The 17,225-nt window shown below is 51.0% G+C and carries 10 protein-coding genes, 1 pseudogene and 2 other annotated features; of the genes and pseudogenes, 5 read left to right on the top strand and 6 right to left on the bottom strand.

Features of this window, described 5'->3' with window-relative positions:
• Nucleotides 1-247 precede the first annotated feature (247 nt).
• Both glpT and glpQ read left to right on the top strand, forming a co-directional pair.
• Nucleotides 248-1,606 (top strand): sn-glycerol-3-phosphate transporter, encoded by a 1,359-nt coding sequence (gene glpT / locus SF2322; protein ID NP_708130.1) that lies wholly within the window; start codon nt 248-250, stop codon nt 1,604-1,606.
• A gap of 4 nt (nt 1,607-1,610) precedes the next feature.
• A complete protein-coding gene (gene glpQ, locus SF2321) occupies nt 1,611-2,687 on the top strand; it encodes a glycerophosphodiester phosphodiesterase (RefSeq protein ID NP_708129.2) in 1,077 nt (358 codons plus the stop codon).
• Between the two features lie 41 nt (nt 2,688-2,728).
• Here glpQ and yfaH read toward each other — a convergent pair whose 3' ends face one another.
• Nucleotides 2,729-2,935, bottom strand: a complete 207-nt coding sequence (gene yfaH / locus SF2320) for a hypothetical protein (RefSeq protein ID NP_708128.1) — start codon at nt 2,933-2,935, stop codon at nt 2,729-2,731.
• Nucleotides 2,936-3,149: 214 nt separating this feature from the next.
• Between yfaH and inaA the strand changes: the two genes are divergently transcribed.
• A complete protein-coding gene (gene inaA, locus SF2319) occupies nt 3,150-3,800 on the top strand; it encodes a hypothetical protein (protein ID NP_708127.1) in 651 nt (216 codons plus the stop codon).
• Nucleotides 3,801-3,853: 53 nt separating this feature from the next.
• Here the strand turns inward: inaA and yfaE are convergent, their stop codons facing one another.
• The 4 genes from yfaE to SF2314 all read right to left on the bottom strand — a co-directional run bounded on the left by yfaE (nt 3,854) and on the right by SF2314 (nt 9,467).
• Nucleotides 3,854-4,108, bottom strand: coding sequence for a 2Fe-2S ferredoxin (gene yfaE, locus SF2318; protein NP_708126.1), 255 nt, complete (start codon nt 4,106-4,108; stop codon nt 3,854-3,856).
• Nucleotides 4,108-5,277, bottom strand: a complete 1,170-nt coding sequence (gene nrdB / locus SF2317; RefSeq protein NP_708125.4) for a ribonucleoside-diphosphate reductase 1 subunit beta — start codon at nt 5,275-5,277, stop codon at nt 4,108-4,110. The genes yfaE and nrdB overlap by 1 nt, the downstream gene beginning before the upstream one ends.
• A gap of 194 nt (nt 5,278-5,471) precedes the next feature.
• On the bottom strand, nt 5,472-7,757 hold the full coding sequence (nrdA, locus tag SF2316; protein ID NP_708124.1) for a ribonucleotide-diphosphate reductase subunit alpha: 2,286 nt from the start codon (nt 7,755-7,757) through the stop codon (nt 5,472-5,474).
• 695 nt (nt 7,758-8,452) lie between these two features.
• Nucleotides 8,453-13,519 (top strand) — a sequence feature (Similar to Escherichia coli K12 ATP-binding component of a transport system gi: 1788565 (1251 aa). BLAST with identity of 96% in 1688 aa. This CDS has been disrupted by insertion. The sequence has been checked and is believed to be correct.).
• Nucleotides 8,617-9,947, bottom strand: a mobile genetic element. (Overlaps the previous feature by 1,331 nt.)
• Entirely contained in the window at nt 8,628-9,467 is an 840-nt protein-coding gene (locus SF2314) for an IS2 ORF2 (protein NP_708123.3), read from the bottom strand. It overlaps the preceding feature by 840 nt.
• Here SF2314 and SF2312a point away from each other — a divergent pair.
• Nucleotides 9,920-13,519 (top strand): annotated as a pseudogene (locus SF2312a).
• Nucleotides 13,520-13,646: 127 nt before the next feature.
• Here SF2312a and ubiG read toward each other — a convergent pair.
• Nucleotides 13,647-14,369: a bifunctional 3-demethylubiquinone-9 3-methyltransferase/ 2-octaprenyl-6-hydroxy phenol methylase gene (gene ubiG / locus SF2312; RefSeq protein ID NP_708121.1), complete on the bottom strand. Its 723-nt coding sequence runs from the start codon at nt 14,367-14,369 to the stop codon at nt 13,647-13,649.
• 146 nt (nt 14,370-14,515) lie between these two features.
• Between ubiG and gyrA the strand changes: the two genes are divergently transcribed.
• On the top strand, nt 14,516-17,143 hold the full coding sequence (gene gyrA / locus SF2311) for a DNA gyrase subunit A (RefSeq protein ID NP_708120.1): 2,628 nt from the start codon (nt 14,516-14,518) through the stop codon (nt 17,141-17,143).
• The last annotated feature ends 82 nt before the right edge of the window (nt 17,144-17,225 follow it).

The following is a 17,225-nucleotide window of genomic DNA, read 5'->3' as shown; positions in this document are numbered from 1 at the left end:
TACCATTTAGCCATAGTAAAAACATGAATTGTTTGATTTCGCGCATATTCGCTCATGATTCGAAAGTAAAACGTGATTTCATGCGTCATTTTGAACATTTTGTAAATCTTATTTAATAATGTGTGCGGCAATTCACATTTAATTTATGAATGTTTTCTTAACATCGCGGCAACTCAAGAAACGGCAGGTTCTCTCACTGAATCAGGCTGTTAATCATAAATAAGACCACGGGCCACGGAGGCTATCAATGTTGAGTATTTTTAAACCAGCGCCACACAAAGCGCGCTTACCTGCCGCGGAGATCGATCCGACTTATCGTCGATTGCGCTGGCAAATTTTCCTGGGGATATTCTTTGGCTATGCGGCTTACTATTTGGTTCGTAAGAACTTTGCGCTTGCTATGCCTTATCTGGTTGAGCAGGGATTCTCACGCGGTGATTTACGTTTTGCCCTTTCGGGGATCTCGATTGCTTATGGATTTTCGAAATTCATCATGGGTTCGGTATCGGATCGCTCGAATCCGCGCGTTTTCCTGCCCGCAGGTTTGATTCTGGCGGCGGCAGTGATGTTGTTTATGGGCTTTGTGCCATGGGCGACGTCGAGCATTGCGGTGATGTTTGTACTGTTGTTCCTCTGCGGTTGGTTCCAGGGGATGGGGTGGCCGCCGTGTGGTCGTACTATGGTGCACTGGTGGTCGCAGAAAGAACGTGGCGGCATTGTGTCAGTGTGGAACTGTGCGCACAACGTCGGTGGTGGTATTCCGCCGCTGCTGTTCCTGCTGGGGATGGCCTGGTTCAATGACTGGCATGCGGCGCTCTATATGCCTGCTTTCTGCGCCATTCTGGTGGCATTATTCGCCTTTGCGATGATGCGCGATACCCCGCAATCCTGTGGCTTGCCGCCGATCGAAGAGTACAAAAATGATTATCCGGACGACTATAACGAAAAAGCGGAACAGGAGCTGACCGCGAAGCAAATCTTCATGCAGTACGTGCTGCCGAACAAACTGCTGTGGTACATCGCCATCGCCAACGTGTTCGTTTATCTGCTGCGTTACGGCATCCTCGACTGGTCACCGACTTATCTGAAAGAGGTTAAGCATTTCGCGCTGGATAAATCCTCCTGGGCCTACTTCTTCTATGAGTATGCGGGTATTCCGGGCACCCTGCTGTGCGGCTGGATGTCGGACAAAGTCTTCCGTGGTAACCGTGGGGCAACCGGCGTCTTCTTTATGACACTGGTGACCATCGCGACTATCGTTTACTGGATGAACCCGGCAGGTAACCCAACCGTCGATATGATTTGTATGATTGTTATCGGCTTCCTGATCTACGGTCCTGTGATGCTGATCGGTCTGCATGCGCTGGAACTGGCACCGAAAAAAGCGGCAGGTACGGCAGCGGGCTTTACCGGGCTGTTTGGTTACCTGGGCGGTTCGGTGGCGGCGAGCGCGATTGTTGGCTACACCGTGGACTTCTTCGGCTGGGATGGCGGCTTTATGGTAATGATTGGCGGCAGCATTCTGGCGGTTATCTTGTTGATTGTTGTGATGATTGGCGAAAAACGTCGCCATGAACAATTACTGCAAAAACGCAACGGAGGCTAATGGCATGAAATTGAAGCTGAAAAACCTTAGCATGGCGATCATGATGAGCACTATAGTCATGGGAAGCAGTGCAATGGCGGCGGACAGCAACGAAAAAATAGTCATCGCCCATCGCGGTGCCAGTGGATATTTGCCGGAGCATACGCTGCCAGCAAAAGCGATGGCGTATGCGCAGGGAGCGGATTATCTGGAACAGGATTTGGTGATGACCAAAGACGACCATCTGGTTGTTCTGCATGACCATTATCTCGATCGTGTTACTGATGTTGCCGATCGTTTCCCGGATCGGGCGCGCAAAGACGGTCGTTACTACGCGATAGATTTCACGCTGGATGAAATTAAGTCGCTGAAATTTACCGAAGGTTTCGATATTGAAAACGGTAAAAAAGTACAGACTTATCCGGGGCGTTTCCCAATGGGTAAGTCCGACTTCCGGGTGCACACCTTTGAAGAAGAGATTGAATTTGTTCAGGGGTTAAATCACTCTACCGGGAAAAATATCGGTATCTATCCAGAAATCAAAGCGCCGTGGTTCCATCATCAGGAAGGGAAGGATATTGCGGCAAAAACGCTGGAAGTGCTGAAGAAATATGGTTACACCGGTAAAGACGATAAAGTTTATTTGCAATGTTTTGATGCTGATGAGCTGAAGCGTATTAAGAATGAGCTGGAACCCAAAATGGGCATGGAGCTCAATCTGGTACAGCTGATTGCCTATACCGACTGGAATGAAACGCAGCAGAAACAGCCGGATGGAAGCTGGGTTAATTACAACTACGACTGGATGTTTAAGCCGGGAGCCATGAAACAGGTGGCGGAATATGCAGATGGTATTGGTCCGGATTACCATATGTTGATTGAGGAGACATCGCAGCCGGGTAATATCAAACTCACTGGCATGGTGCAAGATGCCCAGCAGAATAAACTGGTAGTGCATCCTTATACCGTGCGGTCAGATAAACTGCCTGAATACACTCCTGATGTGAATCAGTTATATGATGCTCTGTATAACAAAGCGGGTGTAAATGGGCTGTTTACTGATTTCCCTGATAAGGCAGTAAAATTTCTTAATAAAGAGTAATGTTACTGCAGGATGGCGTTCATGCGCCATCCTGTCTCATATCAAATTTTTCCAATCGCCACTAATTGTTCCATGCACATTTGTAGTAAAAACAGTGGACTGCCTTCTACCGGCTTTTCTTTAGTCAGCAACGAAATCTGTCGATAGAAGGTTGGTTCGTGAGGAACGGAACACAATTCACCTGCAATGCTTTTCAGCGTTAACTCTGGTTGTAAGGCGATGCCTAATCCCTGTCGAATAAAATTCATCGCTGTATCCGACTGATTAAATTCACATTTTATCTGCTGGGCGCACTATTAGTGGTAGTGGCTGGTGGAATCTATGCGCTGCAAATGAAGGGCAAAAGCGGTGTCACACCTGTAGCGGCAAAAGAAATTCATTAATACGACACGTTTCATTAAGATTTTCCTCAGGTAACCACCTATAGTCATTGTCGTTAATAAAAATGACAGGCGATAGGGTATGGCAGTTTCAGCAAAGTACGACGAATTTAATCACTGGTGGGCAACAGAGGGCGACTGGGTTGAAGAGCCTAACTATCGCCGTAATGGTATGAGCGGGGTGCAATGCGTCGAGCGCAACGGCAAAAAGCTGTATGTAAAGCGCATGACGCATCATCTGTTTCATTCAGTACGTTATCCGTTCGGCCGACCAACGATTGTCCGTGAGGTTGCGGTAATTAAAGAACTGGAACGGGCCGGTGTCATCGTGCCGAAGATCGTTTTTGGTGAAGCGGTGAAAATTGAGGGTGAATGGCGCGCGTTGCTGGTGACTGAAGATATGGCGGGGTTCATCAGCATTGCTGACTGGTATGCCCGGCATGCAGTATCGCCTTATTCTGACGAAGTACGGCAAGCCATGTTGAAAGCAGTGGCACTGGCGTTTAAGAAAATGCATAGCGTTAATCGTCAGCATGGCTGTTGCTATGTTCGCCATATCTATGTGAAAACAGAAGGTAAGGCAGAAGCTGGTTTTCTTGATCTGGAGAAAAGTCGTCGCCGCTTGCGTCGCGATAAAGCGATTAATCATGACTTCCGCCAGCTGGAAAAATATCTGGAGCCGATCCCTAAAGCGGACTGGGAGCAGGTGAAAGCGTATTACTACGCCATGTAATCGTTGTAGGCCAGATAATACGCGTAAGCGTCGTATCTGGCGCTAGTACCCGATCACAACTCGATTTCAATATCGCCTTTTGCCCGGCAACAACAGGGCAAAATTTCCCCCGGCTGAATAAAGGCTAACGGTTCGGCAATCCAGTCCACCTGACCTGCGACCAGTCGGGTGCGACAGGAGCCGCAGTAACCTTCGCGGCACTGGTACTCAACCGCCACATTGTGGGATTCCAGCGCCGCCAGAAGGGAAGGGTGTTCATCCTGGCACAGCAGTTGTGTGCCAGTGATGCGCAGGGTAACGCGGGCCATCAGAGCTGGAAGTTACTCAAATCGTCGGTGTCCACTTCCGCGTCAATCTGCCCGACCAGATAAGAACTGACTTCCACTTCCTGCGGAGCAACCTGCACGTTATCAGACACCAGCCAGGTGTTGATCCACGGGATCGGGTTGGAGCGCGTCTGGAACGGCAGATCCAAACCGACTGCCTGCATGCGGATATTGGTGATGTATTCAACGTACTGGCAGAGAATATCTTTATTCAGACCAATCATCGAACCGTCACGGAACAGATAATCCGCCCAGTCTTTCTCTTGCTGTGCCGCCTGGACAAACAGGTCATAGCACTCCTGCTTACATTCTTCGGCAATTTCCGCCATCTCCGGATCATCCGCGCCGCTGCGCAGCAGATTCAGCATATGCTGAGTACCGGTCAGGTGCAGGGCTTCATCGCGGGCAATCAGGCGAATAATCTTGGCGTTACCTTCCATCAGTTCGCGTTCTGCAAAGGCAAAGGAACAAGCAAAGCTGACGTAGAAGCGGATCGCTTCCAGCGCGTTAACGCTCATCAGGCAGAGATACAGTTTTTTCTTCAGCTCGCGCAGGCTAACGGTTACGGTTTTACCGTTAACGGTGTGGGTGCCTTCGCCCAGAAGGTGCCAGTAGCTGGTCATTTCGATCAGTTCATCGTAATAGCTGGAGATCCCTTCCGCACGTTTCTGGATCTGCTCGTTGGTGACGATATCGTCAAACACAACAGACGGATCGTTAACGATATTACGAATGATATGAGTATAGGAACGGGAATGAATCGTTTCTGAGAACGCCCAGGTTTCGACCCAGGTTTCCAGTTCCGGAATAGAAATAAGCGGCAATAGCGCCACGTTCGGGCTACGACCCTGAATGGAATCCAGCAGCGTCTGATATTTCAGGTTGCTGATAAAGATGTGTTTTTCGTGCTCCGGCAGCGCCTGGTAATCTATACGGTCGCGGGAGACGTCAACTTCTTCCGGACGCCAGAAGAAAGAGAGCTGCTTTTCGATCAGCTTTTCGAAGATGTCATATTTTTGCTGATCGTAGCGAGCCACGTTGACCGGCTGACCAAAGAACATCGGTTCTTTGAGCTGATCATTTTTCGTCTGTGAAAAGGTGGTATATGCCATGAGTGTGTCCTGTTGGGAGTTTAATGCCGGATAAGGCATTTTACGCCGCATCCTGTGCCTGATGCGACGCTGGCGCGTCTTATCAGGCCTACAAATCCGAGCCGTAGGCCGGATAAGGCGTTCACGCTGCATCCGGCACCCGGAGCCTGATGCGACGCTGGCGCGTCTTATCAGGCCTACAAACCGAGCCGTAGGCCGGATAAGGCGTTTACGCCGCATCCGGCATCTCAATATCAGATCTTACATGCGCCGCTTTCGCAGCCATCGTCCTGGATTGACGGTACCAGATCGTCCTGCGCGTCTTCAGCGCCGTCACGGGTGTTCTGATAATACAGCGTTTTGACCCCGAATTTGTAGGCGGTGAGCAGGTCTTTCAGCAACTGCTGCATCGGCACTTTTCCTGACGGGAAACGTGACGGATCGTAGTTGGTGTTAGCAGAGATCGACTGATCGATAAATTTCTGCATGATACCTACCAGTTGCAGGTAGCCATCGTTACCCGGCATTTCCCACAGCAGCTCATAGGCGTCGTGCAGGTGCTCGTAGTCCGGCACCACCTGGCGCAAAATACCGTCTTTCGACGCTTTGATGCTGACGTAACCGCGCGGCGGTTCAATACCGTTAGTGGCGTTAGAGATCTGCGAAGAGGTCTCGGACGGCATCAGGGCAGAAAGCGTGGAGTTACGCAGGCCGTGCGTTTTGATTGATTCACGCAATGCTTCCCAGTCGTAATGCAGCGGCTCATTAGCGATGGCATCCAGATCTTTCTTATAGGTATCGATCGGCAGGATCCCTTTCGCGTAAGTGGTTTCGTTAAACCACGGGCACGCGCCTTGCTCTTTAGCCAGCTCATTAGACGCTTTCAGCAGGTAATACTGAATCGCTTCGAAGGTTTTATGCGTCAGGTTGTTGGCGCTGCCGTCGGAGTAGCGTTTACCGTGCTTCGCCAGATAGTAAGCGAAGTTAATCACACCAATACCCAGCGTACGACGCCCCATCGCTCCACGTTTGGCGGCCGGGATCGGGTAATCCTGATAATCCAGTAGCGCGTCAAGTGCACGAACCGCCAGAATCGCCAGCTCTTCCAGTTCATCCAGGCTATTAATTGCGCCCAGGTTGAAAGCAGACAGCGTACACAGCGCGATTTCACCGTTCTCGTCGTTGACGTCGTTCAGCGGTTTGGTCGGCAGGGCAATTTCTAGGCACAGGTTAGACTGGCGAACTGGCGCGATGGTCGGATCAAACGGACTATGGGTATTACAGTGGTCAACGTTCTGAATATAGATACGACCGGTAGACGCACGTTCCTGCATCATCAGCGAGAACAGCTCAACGGCTTTCACACGCTGCTTGCGGATGCTGTCGTCTTTCTCATATTTGGTATACAGGCGTTCAAACTCTTCCTGATCGGCGAAGAACGCGTCGTACAGCCCCGGTACGTCGGACGGGCTGAACAGGGTGATATCTTCACCTTTCAGCAGGCGGGTATACATCAGTTTGTTGATTTGTACCCCGTAGTCCATATGACGCACGCGGTTGCCTTCAACCCCACGGTTGTTTTTCAACACCAGCAGGCTTTCCACTTCCAGATGCCACATCGGGTAGAACAGCGTTGCCGCACCGCCGCGCACACCGCCCTGAGAGCAGGATTTCACCGCTGTCTGGAAATGTTTGTAGAACGGGATACAGCCGGTATGGAACGCTTCGCCACCGCGAATCGGGCTGCCCAGCGCACGAATACGTCCGGCGTTGATGCCGATCCCGGCACGCTGGGAAACATATTTCACAATCGCGCTGGAGGTGGCGTTGATGGAATCCAGGCTGTCACCGCACTCGATCAGTACGCAGGAGCTGAACTGACGAGTCGGGGTACGCACGCCGGACATGATTGGCGTCGGCAGCGAAATTTTAAATGTGGAAACCGCGTCATAAAAACGCTTCACGTATTGCAGGCGCGTTTCACGCGGGTAGTTCGAGAACAGGCACGCGGCAACAAGAATATAAAGGAACTGGGCGCTTTCGTAGATTTCGCCGGTCACGCGGTTCTGTACTAGATATTTGCCTTCCAGCTGCTTAACGGCAGCATAAGAGAAGGTCATATCACGGTCGTGATCGATAAACGTGTCCATCTGCTTGAACTCTTCTTCCGTGTAGTCTTCCAGCAGATGATTATCGTATTTGCCCATCTCGACCATTTTCACCACGTGGTCGTACAGCGCAGGCGGCTCAAACTGGCCGTAGGCTTTTTTACGCAGGTGGAAGATCGCCAGGCGCGCGGCGAGATACTGATAATCCGGCGCATCACGGGAGATCAGGTCTGCGGCAGCCTTGATAATAGTTTCGTGGATGTCAGAGGTCTTGATACCGTCATAAAACTGAATGTGGGAGCGCAGCTCGACCTGGGAAATCGAAACGTTATGCAGTCCTTCTGCCGCCCAATCCAGAACGCGATGGATTTTGTCGAGATTGATGCGCTCTGTGCTACCGTCGCGCTTTGTCACCAGCAGATTCTGATTCATGTATGTCGTACCTGTTTTTGGAATTCTTTCCGCAATAGTTTCATGCAGACTACCTGTAGTAAGGGAAGCTGCTTAGAACACTATATATAGGGGGTATGTTTGGGATTCACTGCAAGATAGTGTGAAAATGACCCTCTTGCAAGTGCATAACTTTGTGGATAACTCAGGAAGGAAAAAGTGGCTTTCGCGCACCTTAGGTCAGACAAGGTGTCCGGGAAAGTCAATGGGAAGAGAAAAATTTGTTAAAAATAACTGTTCGGCGATTTCTTGAACGGCAGAATAGGTTGGATAAATTGATATAGATGGTTTATTAATCTTTTTGCTAATGATTGCAAAAATTGATCTAAGCACGAGTCATCACATAATCTGATGTATCAGTTGTGGTCAATATATAAGCGAATGTAAGCGATTGTTGATGTCGAAATGGTTGTTTTCTATTCGGTTATTGTTAAATGCGAAGCCATTTTGTTAATTTACCTTATATTATAAGAAAATTATTCATTACTTTAATTTAGTTTAAATATAACTGGTATCCCTTAAGGTTATTAACTTGAATTATGACGCACTGATATTATTCATCAAATAATAACAAAATAGCCATTGCATCGGGTTGGACAATTTACAAAAGAAAGATAACCCATATTGTATAATGCGTTTAAATATGCCGTCTTATATAAAATGATGGTCAGATTAATATGCGGATTATCTTTCTACGCAAGGAGTATTTATCTCTACTCCCGTCAATGATTGCATCTCTTTTCTCTGCTAACGGTGTCGCGGCGGCCATTGATTTATGCCAGGGATATGATATCAAAGCGAGTTGTCACGCCAGCAGGCAAAGCCTTTCAGGCATTACGCATGGATTTGCCCCTATATTTCCAGACATCTGTTATCACTTAACCCATTACAAGCCCGCTGCCGCAGATATTCCCGTGGCGAGCGATAACCCAGCGCACTATGCGGATGCCATTCGTTATAATGCTCGAACGCCTCTGCAAGGTTCTTTGCTGCCGTTAACCCGTCTGGTTTGGGCATGATACTGATGTAGTCACGCTTTATCGTTTTCACGAAGCTCTCTGCTATTCCGTTACTCTCCGGACTCCGCACCGCCGTGTTCTTCGGTTCAAGTCCCAACATCCGGGCGAACTGGCGTGTTTCATTAGCCCGGTAGCATGAACCATTATCCGTCAGCCACTCCACTGGAGACGACGGAAGATCGTTGCCGAAGCGGCGTTCCACCGCTCCCAGCATGACGTCCTGTACTGTTTCACTGTTGAAGCCGCCCGTAGTGACCGCCCAGTGCAGTGCCTTACGGTCACAGCAGTCCAGCGCGAACGTGACTCGCAGTTTTTCTCCGTTATCACAGCGGAACTCGAACCCGTCAGAGCACCATCGCTGATTACTTTCTTTCACAGCCACTCTGCCGGTATGTGCCCGTTTCGATGGCGGTACAGCGAGTTTTCGCTCAAGCAACAGCGCATTCTGGCGCATGAGCCGGTAAATACGTTTGGCATTGATCGCAGGCATACCATCAAGTTCGGCCTGTCTGCGAAGCAGCGCCCATACCCGACGATAACCATATGTGGGCAGCTCTCCGATAACATGGTGTATACGGAGAAGCACATCCGTATCATCTGAGTGACGGCTGCGGCGACCATCTTTCCAGTCATCGGTTCGTCTGAGAATGACGTGCAACTGCGCACGCGACACCCGGAGACAACGGCTGACTAAGCTTACTCCCCATCCCCGGGCAATAAGGGCGCGTGCGCTATCCACTTTTTTGCCCGTCCATATTCAACGGCTTCTTTGAGGAGTTCATTTTCCATCGTTTTCTTGCCGAGCAGGCGCTGGAGTTCTTTAATCTGCTTCATGGCAGCAGCAAGTTCAGAGGCAGGAACGACCTGTTCTCCTGCGGCCACAGCAGTAAGACTTCCCTCCTGGTATTGCTTGCGCCAGAGAAATAACTGGCTGGCTGCCACACCGTGTTGCCGGGCAACAAGGGAGACCGTCATTCCCGGTTCAAAACTCTGCTGAACAATAGCGATCTTTTCCTGTGTAGTACGCCGTCTGCGTTTCTCCGGTCCTAAGACATCAATCATCTGCTCTCCAATGACTAGTCTAAAAACTAGTATTAAGACTATCACTTAAATAAGTGATATTGGTTGTCTGGAGATTCAGGGGGCCAGTCTATCGCCGATGGGCAATGGCTGGTTTTTTCGGATATGACCAATAATGCCAGCGGTGGGGCCGTATTTTTGCAACAAGGAGCGGAATTTTCACTATTACCAGAAAATGAAACTGGAATGACTCTGTTTGCCAATAACACCGTTACAGGAGAATATAATAACGGCGGGGCCATATTTGCTAAAGAAAACTCAACGCTGAATCTTACTGATGTTATTTTTTCCGGTAACGTCGCAGGCGGCTATGGTGGCGCAATCTATTCTTCTGGTACTAATGATACTGGTGCCGTCGATTTACGTGTCACTAACGCCATCAATAATATCGCTAATGATGGCAAAGGTGGCGCAATTTATACCATTAATAATGACGTCTATTTAAGTGATGATGTTTTTAACAATAACCAGGCATATACATCAACAAGTTACAGTGATGGCGATGGCGGGGCAATCGATGTTACCGATAATAATAGCGACAGCAAGCATCCTTCAGGTTATACGATAATAAATAACACCGCCTTTACAAATAACACAGCCGAAGGTTATGGCGGGGCGATATATACCAATAGCGCGACGGCTCCCTATCTTATTGATATTTCTGTTGATGACAGCTACAGCCAGAACGGCGGCGTGTTAGTCGATGAGAACAATAGCGCAGCAGGCTATGGAGATGGTCCCTCCACTGCGGCGGGTGGCTTTATGTATCTCGGCTTAAGTGAAGTTACCTTTGATATTGCCGACGGAAAAACGCTGGTTATCGGCAATACAGAGAATGACGGAGCTGTTGACTCTATTGCTGGTACCGGGTTAATCACCAAAACAGGTTCCGGCGATCTGGTACTTAATGCAGATAACAATGACTTTACTGGTGAGATGCAGATTGAAAACGGTGAAGTTACCCTGGGTCGCAGCAACTCCCTGATGAATGTCGGCGATACGCATTGCCAGGACGATCCGCAAGACTGCTACGGTCTGACGATAGGGAGTATTGATCAGTATCAGAATCAGGCTGAGCTAAACGTTGGCTCGACCCAACAAACTTTTGTGCACGCATTGACGGGCTTTCAGAATGGCACTTTAAATATCGATGCTGGTGGCAACGTTACTGTTAATCAGGGCAGTTTTGCTGGCATCATCGAAGGTGCTGGTCAGCTCACCATTGCGCAAAACGGCAGCTACGTGCTGGCAGGGGCGCAGTCGATGGCGCTAACCGGCGATATAGTCGTTGATGATGGTGCGGTGCTTTCGCTGGAAGGCGACGCGGCAGATCTTACCGCTCTCCAGGACGATCCGCAGTCGATCGTGTTAAACGGCGGTGTGCTCGATCTCTCTGATTTCTCCACTTGGCAGAGCGGCACATCATACAATGATGGCCTTGAAGTCAGTGGCAGCAGCGGAACGGTTATCGGCAGTCAGGATGTGGTAGATCTTGCAGGTGGCGACAATTTGCATATCGGCGGCGACGGGAAAGATGGCGTCTACGTGGTGGTCGATGCGAGCGACGGGCAGGTAAGTCTGGCAAACAATAATAGTTATTTGGGCACAACACAAATCGCCTCCGGTACGCTGATGGTGAGCGACAACTCGCAGCTTGGAGATACCCACTATAACCGCCAGGTTATCTTTACCGATAAGTAACAAGAAAGCGTGATGGAGATTACTGCCAATGTCGATACTCGCTCTACGACGACTGAGCATGGGCGTGATATTGAAATGCGCGCCGACGGTGAAGTGGCAGTTGATGCGGGGGTAGACACGCAGTGGGGCGCACTGATGGCTGACAGCAGCGGGCAGCATCAGGATGAGGGTAGCACATTTACTAAAACGGGGGCGGGTACGCTGGAGCTGACCGCCAGCGGTACAACGCAGTCGGCGGTACGTGTCGAAGAAGGCACCCTGAAAGGCGATGTTGCGGATATCTTTCCTTATGCTTCGTCACTGTGGGTTGGTGATGGGGCAACGTTCGTTACTGGCGCGGATCAGGATATTCAGTCAATTGATGCTACTTCCAGCGGCACTATCGACATCAGCGATGGTACGGTTTTGCGTCTGACCGGGCAGGATACTTCCGTCGCCCTTAATGCCTCACTATTTAACGGCGATGGGACGCTGGTAAATGCTACCGATGGCGTGACGTTGACAGGCGAGCTTAATACCAACCTTGAAACTGACAGCCTGACCTATCTTGCTGACGTGACGGTTAATGGTGATCTGACCAATACGTCCGGTGCGGTTAGCCTGCAAAATGGCGTCGCTGGCGATACGCTGACGGTAAACGGTGATTATACCGGCGGCGGTACGCTACTATTCGACAGCGAATTAAACGGCGATGACTCGGTAAGCGATCAATTGGTGATGAACGGTAATACTGCTGGCAACACAACTGTGGTGGTTAACTCCATTACAGGGATTGGTGAGCCGACATCGACAGGCATTAAAGTGGTTGATTTCGCAGCTGATCCCACGCAGTTTCAAAACAATGCACAGTTCAGTCTGGCTGGCAGTGGCTACGTCAACATGGGAGCGTATGACTACACGCTAGTGGAAGATAACAACGACTGGTATCTGCGATCGCAAGAAGTAACGCCGCCATCGCCACCTGAGCCAGACCCGACTCCCGATCCTGATCCCACGCCGGATCCTGACCCAACCCCCGACCCGGCCCCTACGCCTGCTTACCAGCCGGTGCTGAATGCCAAAGTTGGCGGTTATCTCAATAACCTGCGGGCGGCAAATCAGGCGTTTATGATGGAGCGACGCGATCACGCTGGTGGCGATGGTCAGACGCTGAATTTACGTGTTATCGGCGGACGTTATCATTACACGGCGGCAGGGCAACTGGCTCAGCAGGAAGACACTTCTACGGTGCAGCTTAGCGGCGGCTTGTTTAGCGGGCGCTGGGGCACGGATGGCGAGTGGATGCTTGGGGCGGTTGGTGGCTACAGTGATAATCAGGGCGACAGCCGCTCGAATATGACCGGAACTCGCGCCGATAACCAGAACCACGGTTATGCCGTTGGGCTGACCTCAAGCTGGTATCAGCACGGTAATCAGAAGCAGGGGGCCTGGCTGGATAGCTGGCTGCAATACGCGTGGTTTAACAATGATGTTTCCGAACATGAAGATGGCGTGGATCGTTACCATTCGTCGGGGATTATCGCCTCGCTGGAAGCTGGGTATCAGTGGTTACCGGGGCGTGGTGTGGTGATTGAACCGCAGGCGCAGGTGATTTATCAGGGCGTGCAGCAGGATGATTTTACCGCCGCTAACCATGCGCGCGTGTCACAATCGCAGGGGGATGATATTCAGACGCGGCTGGGTTTACACAGCGAATGGCGTACCGCGGTTGGTGTCACACCAACATTAGATCTGAATTACTATCACGATCCCCATGCGACGGAAATTGAAGAAGATGGCAGCACTATCAGTGACGATGCGGTGAAGCTACGGGGTGAAATAAAAGTGGGAGTCACGGGCAATATCAGTCAGCGAGTGTCCCTGCGCGGCAGCGTGGCGTGGCAGAAAGGGAGTGATGATTTTGCCCAGACGGCAGGGTTTTTGTCGATGACGGTGAAATGGTAATCGCTGTCTGACCATCACAATTGCCGGATGCGGCGTAAACGCCTTATCTGGCCTACGGAGAGCATTTGTAGGCCTGATAAGACGCTGCAAGCGTCGCATCAGGCATTGGCGCGGCCAAACATCAACCTCACTTATTCTGCGTGTGCAGCATATAGTTCACATCCACGCCGGGGCCGAGCTTAAAGGAATTAGTGATCGGGTTGTAATGTAGCCCGGTTATATGTCGCTCTTTTAAACTGGTCTGATCCACCCAGCCAAGCAGCTCTGCCGGTTTAATAAACTTCTTCACATCATGCGTACCTTTGGGCACCATGCGCAAAATATATTCCGCGCCAACCACCGCCATCAGCCATGACTTGCCGTTGCGGTTAAGCGTCGAGAAAAAGACATCGCCGCCTGGTTTCACCAGTTGCGCACAGGCTCTGACCACTGACTGCGGATCGGGTACGTGCTCCAGCATCTCCATGCAGGTCACCACATCATACTGCCCGGCATGTTTTGCCGCGTGCTCTTCCACGGTTTCCTGCACGTAATCCACCTGAATGCCGCTTTCCAGCGCGTGCAGCTTTGCCACCTGCAATGGCTCAAAGCCCATATCCAGACCGGTCACCGTCGCGCCTTCGCGCGCCATACTCTCGGCCAGAATGCCGCCGCCACAACCGACATCGAGCACCTTTTTGCCAAATAAACCGCCAGCACGCTCGGCAATATAGCCCAGACGCAGCGGGTTAATGCGGTGCAACGGTTTGAACTCACCTTCAAGATCCCACCAGCGGGAGGCGACGGCTTCAAATTTAGCGATCTCTTCGTGGTCTACGTTATGGTTTTCCGGCGATTTTTCGGCATTCATTGGCACTTCTACTCCGTAATTGGCAAGACAAACGAGTATATCAGGCATTGGATGTGAATAAAGCGTATAGGTTTACCTCAAACTGCGCGGCTGTGTTATAATTTGCGACCTTTGAATCCGGGATACAGTAGAGGGATAGCGGTTAGATGAGCGACCTTGCGAGAGAAATTACACCGGTCAACATTGAGGAAGAGCTAAAGAGCTCCTATCTGGATTATGCGATGTCGGTCATTGTTGGCCGTGCGCTGCCAGATGTCCGAGATGGCCTGAAGCCGGTACACCGTCGCGTACTTTACGCCATGAACGTACTAGGCAATGACTGGAACAAAGCCTATAAAAAATCTGCCCGTGTCGTTGGTGACGTAATCGGTAAATACCATCCCCATGGTGACTCGGCGGTTTATGACACGATCGTCCGTATGGCGCAGCCATTCTCGCTGCGTTACATGCTGGTAGACGGTCAGGGTAACTTCGGTTCCATCGACGGCGACTCTGCGGCGGCAATGCGTTATACGGAAATCCGTCTGGCGAAAATTGCCCATGAACTGATGGCCGATCTCGAAAAAGAGACGGTCGATTTCGTTGATAACTATGACGGCACGGAAAAAATTCCCGACGTCATGCCAACCAAAATTCCTAACCTGCTGGTGAACGGTTCTTCCGGTATCGCCGTAGGTATGGCAACCAACATCCCGCCGCACAACCTGACGGAAGTCATCAACGGTTGTCTGGCGTATATCGATGATGAAGACATCAGCATTGAAGGGCTGATGGAACACATCCCGGGGCCGGACTTCCCGACGGCGGCAATCATTAACGGTCGTCGCGGTATTGAAGAAGCTTACCGTACCGGTCGCGGCAAGGTATATATCCGCGCCCGTGCTGAAGTGGAAGTTGACGCCAAAACCGGACGTGAAACCATTATCGTCCACGAAATTCCGTATCAGGTAAACAAAGCGCGCCTGATCGAGAAGATTGCGGAACTGGTAAAAGAAAAACGCGTGGAAGGCATCAGCGCGCTGCGTGACGAGTCTGACAAAGACGGTATGCGCATCGTGATTGAAGTGAAACGCGATGCGGTCGGTGAAGTTGTGCTCAACAACCTCTACTCCCAGACCCAGTTGCAGGTTTCTTTCGGTATCAACATGGTGGCATTGCACCATGGTCAGCCGAAGATCATGAACCTGAAAGACATCATCGCGGCGTTTGTTCGTCACCGCCGTGAAGTGGTGACCCGTCGTACTATTTTCGAACTGCGTAAAGCTCGCGATCGTGCTCATATCCTTGAAGCATTAGCCGTGGCGCTGGCGAACATTGACCCGATCATCGAACTGATCCGTCATGCGCCGACGCCTGCAGAAGCGAAAACTGCGCTGGTTGCTAATCCGTGGCAGCTGGGCAACGTTGCCGCCATGTTGGAACGTGCTGGCGACGATGCTGCGCGTCCGGAATGGCTGGAGCCAGAGTTCGGCGTGCGTGATGGTCTGTACTACCTGACCGAACAGCAAGCTCAGGCGATTCTGGATCTGCGTTTGCAGAAACTGACCGGCCTTGAGCACGAAAAACTGCTCGACGAATACAAAGAGCTGCTGGATCAGATCGCGGAACTGTTGCGTATTCTTGGTAGCGCCGATCGTCTGATGGAAGTGATCCGCGAAGAGCTGGAGCTGGTTCGTGAACAGTTCGGTGACAAACGTCGTACTGAAATCACCGCCAACAGCGCAGACATCAACCTGGAAGATCTGATCACCCAGGAAGATGTGGTCGTGACGCTCTCTCACCAGGGCTACGTTAAATATCAGCCGCTTTCTGAATACGAAGCGCAGCGTCGTGGCGGGAAAGGTAAATCTGCCGCACGTATTAAAGAAGAAGACTTTATCGACCGACTGCTGGTGGCGAACACGCACGACCATATTCTGTGCTTCTCCAGCCGTGGTCGCGTCTATTCGATGAAAGTTTACCAGTTGCCGGAAGCCACTCGTGGCGCGCGCGGTCGTCCGATCGTCAACCTGCTACCGCTGGAACAGGACGAACGTATCACCGCGATCCTGCCGGTGACCGAGTTTGAAGAAGGCGTGAAAGTCTTCATGGCGACCGCTAACGGTACTGTGAAGAAAACCGTCCTCACCGAATTCAACCGTCTGCGTACCGCCGGTAAAGTGGCGATCAAACTGGTTGACGGCGATGAGCTGATCGGCGTTGATCTGACCAGTGGCGAAGATGAAGTAATGCTGTTCTCCGCCGAAGGTAAAGTGGTGCGCTTTAAAGAGTCTTCTGTCCGTGCGATGGGCTGCAATACCACTGGTGTGCGCGGTATTCGCTTAGGTGAAGGCGATAAAGTCGTCTCTCTGATCGTGCCTCGTGGCGATGGCGCAATCCTCACCGCAACGCAAAACGGTTACGGTAAACGTACTGCAGTGGCGGAATACCCAACCAAGTCGCGTGCGACGAAAGGGGTTATCTCCATCAAGGTTACCGAACGTAACGGTTTAGTGGTTGGCGCGGTGCAGGTAGATGACTGCGACCAGATCATGATGATCACCGATGCCGGTACGCTGGTACGTACTCGCGTTTCAGAAATCAGCATCGTGGGCCGTAACACCCAGGGCGTGATCCTCATCCGTACTGCGGAAGATGAAAACGTAGTGGGTCTGCAGCGTGTTGCTGAACCGGTTGACGAGGAAGATCTGGATACCATCGACGGCAGTGCCGCGGAAGGGGATGATGAAATTGCTCCGGAAGTGGACGTTGACGACGAGCCAGAAGAAGAATAATTTTACTTCTTCATGCCAAAAGGGAGCTATCTCCCTTGTTTGAATTGAAAAGTCCAGGCTGCAAAGTCTGGGCTTTTGTCGT

The sequence above is a fragment of the Shigella flexneri 2a str. 301 genome, from assembly GCF_000006925.2.
Classification (GTDB): Bacteria; Pseudomonadota; Gammaproteobacteria; order Enterobacterales; family Enterobacteriaceae; genus ECMA0423.
Note: the sequence above shows the minus strand (reverse complement) of the source record. Positions and strands in the feature narration are given on the sequence as shown.